Annotated in this window: 6 protein-coding genes; 1 reads left to right on the forward strand and 5 read right to left on the reverse strand. The window is 64.4% G+C overall.

All coding sequences use genetic code 11. The features are described from left to right. Window positions 1-142: 142 nt before the first annotated feature. From ACREBX_RS03890 to ACREBX_RS03910, 5 genes are all read right to left on the reverse strand, one after another. On the reverse strand, window positions 143-688 hold the full coding sequence (locus tag ACREBX_RS03890) for an NUDIX hydrolase (RefSeq protein ID WP_431560440.1): 546 nt from the start codon (window positions 686-688) through the stop codon (window positions 143-145). A 100-nt stretch (window positions 689-788) separates the two neighbouring features. Continuing rightward, on the reverse strand, window positions 789-1475 hold the full coding sequence (locus ACREBX_RS03895) for a TPM domain-containing protein (protein WP_431560441.1): 687 nt from the start codon (window positions 1473-1475) through the stop codon (window positions 789-791). A gap of 12 nt (window positions 1476-1487) precedes the next feature. Beyond that, window positions 1488-2312 (reverse strand): TPM domain-containing protein, encoded by an 825-nt coding sequence (locus ACREBX_RS03900; RefSeq protein WP_431560442.1) that lies wholly within the window; start codon window positions 2310-2312, stop codon window positions 1488-1490. After that, window positions 2309-2824 carry a TPM domain-containing protein gene (locus tag ACREBX_RS03905; RefSeq protein WP_431560443.1) on the reverse strand — a complete coding sequence of 172 codons (516 nt, stop codon included), beginning with the start codon at window positions 2822-2824 and terminating at the stop codon, window positions 2309-2311. The genes ACREBX_RS03900 and ACREBX_RS03905 overlap by 4 nt, the downstream gene beginning before the upstream one ends. 42 nt (window positions 2825-2866) lie before the next feature. Continuing rightward, window positions 2867-3469 carry a LemA family protein gene (locus ACREBX_RS03910; protein WP_431560445.1) on the reverse strand — a complete coding sequence of 201 codons (603 nt, stop codon included), beginning with the start codon at window positions 3467-3469 and terminating at the stop codon, window positions 2867-2869. A 137-nt stretch (window positions 3470-3606) separates the two neighbouring features. Between ACREBX_RS03910 and mscL the strand changes: the two genes are divergently transcribed. After that, the gene (gene mscL, locus ACREBX_RS03915; protein WP_431560444.1) at window positions 3607-4020 is read left to right on the forward strand and encodes a large conductance mechanosensitive channel protein MscL; all 414 of its coding nucleotides are present in this window, start codon (window positions 3607-3609) and stop codon (window positions 4018-4020) included. Window positions 4021-4090 lie beyond the last annotated feature (70 nt).

Here is a 4090-nt window from a genome sequence, read left to right on the forward strand (position 1 = left end):
GGTGGCAGCGCGAAGCGCTGACGGAGGGGGCTGGCGCCCGCCCGCAACGTCGCTTCAGGCCGCCAACCCCCTCCACCACCTTCGGCGGTCCCCCTCCCCGCAAGCGGGGAGGACCTTTACGGCCGCAATCGGTCGAAAGCGGCTATTCGGCCAGCAATCCGCCCGCCAGCAGCATCGCGACGCGCACATCGATCCCGCAGCCTTCGGCGCGCTTCGCGGCGACGAAATCGGCGATGCGCTCAAGCGGGACGCGGTGGACGATGATGTCCTCACCATCGACCCCGCCGCCGACACTGATCTTGGCCAATCCGGTGGCGATCAGCAGCGTAAAGCTTTCGCTGACCATCCCGGGCGAGCTGTAGAATTCACCGACGGTGCGCCAATGCTCGGCGCGATAGCCGGTTTCTTCTTCGAGCTCGCGCTGCGCTGCGATTTCCGATGCTTCGCCGGCGGTGTCGTCGCCGACCAGTCCCGCGGGCAGCTCCAGGCACTGGACCTTCAGCGGCACGCGATATTGTTCGACCAATATGACGTGACGGCCAGCTTCATCCTCGTCGATCGCCAGGATCACCGCGGCATGGATGCCGCGCGAGCGCGAGACATATTCCCACGTCCCCTGCTGTTTGACTGTGATGAAGCGGCCTTCCCATCGGGTCTCGATGGGGGCGTCGGGCGAGGGGCGGGTCATATCTATCCTTATCGGTATTGCGAGCGAAGCAACGCAGGTCGCGGCGGTGGAAGCCACGCTCGATTGCCACGCGGCTTTGCCGCTCGCAATGACGACAGACCTAAAGTTCGATCAGGCGGTCGGGAAGTTCGTTGGGATTTTCATCGCCCTTGGGGAAATGCTCGACGAGGACGATTCCCATCTGGCGCACCGCCTCGGCCATGCCTTCGCCGGGCTTGCCCAACCGCACACGCTCGATCAGCGCCGCCATCGCGTTGCCCCACACGTCGGGCGTGACCTTTGCAGCGATCGCCTCGTCGGCGACGATGTCGGCGCGATGCTCTTTCAGGCTGAGGTAGAGGAGGACGCCGGTGCGGCCGATCGTCTTCGCCTCGGTGCCGACCTTGAACAGGTCGATCGCGCGGGCGCGGACGCGCTGCGCCTTGATCGCGCGCGGGGTCAGCGCCATCCGCAAAGGGCGCCACAGCAGGATCAGCCACATGCCGATCCATTTGAGCACGCCGACAGCGATGACCGTCCCAAGCCATTGGTTGGCGGTCAGTTCATGTCCCCAGCCGCCGGTCAGCCGGTCGTACAGGCCGCGGTAAAATTCAGGGAAGAGTGCGATTACCGACATCGCGATGAAGGCGATGACACTCGCCCAGACGAGCGCGACATCGTCATAATCGTTCGACTTTGCCGCGACGACGGTGACGATTTCGCCGCTCGTATGTTCCTCGGCGGCCGCGACCGCCGCGGTCACGATGTCGTGGTCGGCCTCGCTCACATGGCTGATTTTCTGTGGCATGTCCTGCGCTCCCTACCAGCCGCCGGAGGCGCCGCCGCCCCCGAACGACCCACCGCCGCCCGAAAAGCCGCCGAAGCCTCCGCCTCCGCCGCCGCCCCAACTCGATCCACCGCCACCCCATGAGGAGCCGCCGCTTCCGCCGCCCCAGTCGTCGTCGCCCCAGATGATGATCGGAGCGCCGCCCCACGGGCCGCTGCGGCGATGCTTCTTGCCGCGGCCCATGCGCGAGAGCATCGGCAGGACGAAGAAGATCAGGATGATGAAACCGACGAAGAATAGCCCGCCGAAATTGCCGTCGCCGGAACGGTCGCGTTCGGCCTTGTCCGCCGCCGCGGCGCGCGCTGCGGCTTCCTCGGGCGGCAACTGGATCTGCTGCGCGATCGCATTGACGCCGTCCTGAATCCCGCCGGGCATGTCGCCCGCCTTGAACTTGGGCGTCACGACGTCGCGGATGATCCGGCCGGAGAGGGCATCGGTAAGCACGGGTTCGAGCCCGAGGCCGACCGCGATGTTCATCCGCCGTTCGTTCGGCGCGATCAGGAACACGACGCCGTCGTCCTTGGTCTCGTCGCCGATGCCCCATGCGCGGCCCAGCTTATAACCGTAATCGGCGATGTCATTGCCTTCGAGGTCGCTGACGGTTGCGACGACGAGCTGATGACCGGTGGTCTTCTCCAGTTCGAGCAGCTGCGTGTTGAGCGCCGCTTCCTCGGCGGCGGGAATGATGTCGGCCTGATCGACGACCGGATTGCCCGCGAGCTTGGGAAAGGTCTGCGCGGCGGCGGGGATCGCCAGCAGCGAAAGGCCGAGCGCCCAGCCGAGCAGGACGGATTTCATTTCGGATCTCCCGTCTGGGCGGCGATGGCGTCGATGCCTGTCGACAGCCCGCCGGCATAGTCCAGATTCTTGAAATGCGGTGTCATTTGCTTGACTACCTCCAAAGCCTCGTCGTCGGTCAGGATGCTTTCCATCCCCGTCCCGGTCGCGATGCGCATCTCGCGTTCGTTAGGCGCAATCAGAATCACAATGCCATCGTCCTGCTTCTTGCGCCCTATTCCCCAGCGGAGGCCGAGGCAGGTTCCGAAATTGTCTACCTGCGCGCCGTTCAGGCTGGGCGTCGTCGCGACAACCATCTGGTGCTTGGTCCGCTGTTCATAGAGGGCAAGCCGATCGGAAAGGCGCGTTTCGTCTTCCGCGTTCAAAATCTTTGCGTCGTCGGTCACGCGACCCTTGAGCGTCATCGGTGGAATGCCATCGCAGAAAGCCGATTCCGTCGCGGATGCGATCACGGCCGCACCCTCTGCGGCGCCGGACGATGCCGGTGCCGCCTTGCATCCGCCCGCGACCATCAGGATCGCGAGCGGAGCGGCAAGGGCGGCGAACCGCACGCCTTACTTCCCGAAGTCGACCTTCGGCGCCTGATCGGCGTTGGGGCTGGTTGCCTTGTACGGCGTCATCGGCTGCGCGCCATGGACGATCTTGGCGCCGATGATGTCGGGGAAGGTGCGGATCGTCGTATTATAATCCTGCACCGCGCCATTATAATCCTGAACCGAGACGTTGATCCGGTTTTCGGTGCCCTCGAGCTGGGTCATCAGGTCGGCGAAGCGCGCCTGGCTCTTGAGGTCGGGATATTGTTCGACGGTGACGAGCAGGCGGCCGAGTGCGCTCGACACATTGCCTTGCGCCTGCTGGAACGCCTGAACCTTTGCAGGATCTTCGAGATCGTCGGTGCTCAGCTTGACCTGCGTCGCCGAGGCGCGCGCCTGGATCACGCCTTCGAGGGTCGACTGCTCGATCTTCGAGGCGCCCTTCGCGGTCTCGACAAGGTTGGGGATCAGGTCGGCGCGGCGCTGGTACGCAGCTTCGACATTCGCCCATTTGGCTTTGGCGGCTTCTTCCTTGGTGGGAACGCTGTTGATGCCGCAGGCGGACAGCGACATCGCGGCAACGGGCACAATCAACCAACGGGCGGAACGCAAAGTCATGGTCAGACACTCCCTCCGCGCGGCAACGGCGCCGCGCCAACTGGTTTAATATAGTAAGACGCCCGCCGACCCGCAATCATTGACGCGGATAATCGTGTCATGCAGTCTGGGACCATAGGCGCAGCGACCGAAGGGGTTGGTACATGATCAAGGATTTCAAGGCATTCCTCAATCAGGGCAATGTGATGGGGCTGGCGGTCGGCGTCATCATCGGCGCGGCGTTCGGGACGATCGTCAAGTCGCTGACCGACGATGTGCTGATGCCCTTCATCGGCTTTGTGACGGGCGGCGGGGTCGATTTCACTAACCAGTATCTCGTGCTGTCGGGCAGCGAGAAAGTGACCGCTGGCATGACGCTGGCCGCCGCGAAGGCGACCGGCGCGAACGTGATGGCGCTCGGCAGCTTCGTCACCGCGGTGATCAATTTCACTCTGCTGGCGTTCGTCGTGTTCCTGCTGGTGCGGCAGGCGAGCAAATTCATCAAGCCGGCCGAGGCGGCCGGCCCGACCGAGATTGATCTCCTTACCGAAATCCGCGACGAGCTGAAAAAGAAGTAGGCCCCTTTTTCCGGCCTGCGCCGGAACGGCACCGGCCCGCTCCCCCACCCGACCTCCCATAGGCTACGAT

Source organism: Sphingopyxis sp., assembly GCF_050725655.1.
Classification (GTDB): domain Bacteria; phylum Pseudomonadota; class Alphaproteobacteria; order Sphingomonadales; family Sphingomonadaceae; genus Sphingopyxis.

Coding starts and splice junctions, on each gene's coding strand:
- ACREBX_RS03895 (WP_431560441.1), bottom strand. CDS start 1,475: ATGCCACAGAAAATCAGCCATGTGAGCGAGGCCGACCACGACATCGTG.
- ACREBX_RS03890 (WP_431560440.1), bottom strand. CDS start 688: ATGACCCGCCCCTCGCCCGACGCCCCCATCGAGACCCGATGGGAAGGC.
- ACREBX_RS03900 (WP_431560442.1), bottom strand. CDS start 2,312: ATGAAATCCGTCCTGCTCGGCTGGGCGCTCGGCCTTTCGCTGCTGGCG.
- mscL (WP_431560444.1), top strand. CDS start 3,607: ATGATCAAGGATTTCAAGGCATTCCTCAATCAGGGCAATGTGATGGGG.
- ACREBX_RS03905 (WP_431560443.1), bottom strand. CDS start 2,824: ATGGTCGCGGGCGGATGCAAGGCGGCACCGGCATCGTCCGGCGCCGCA.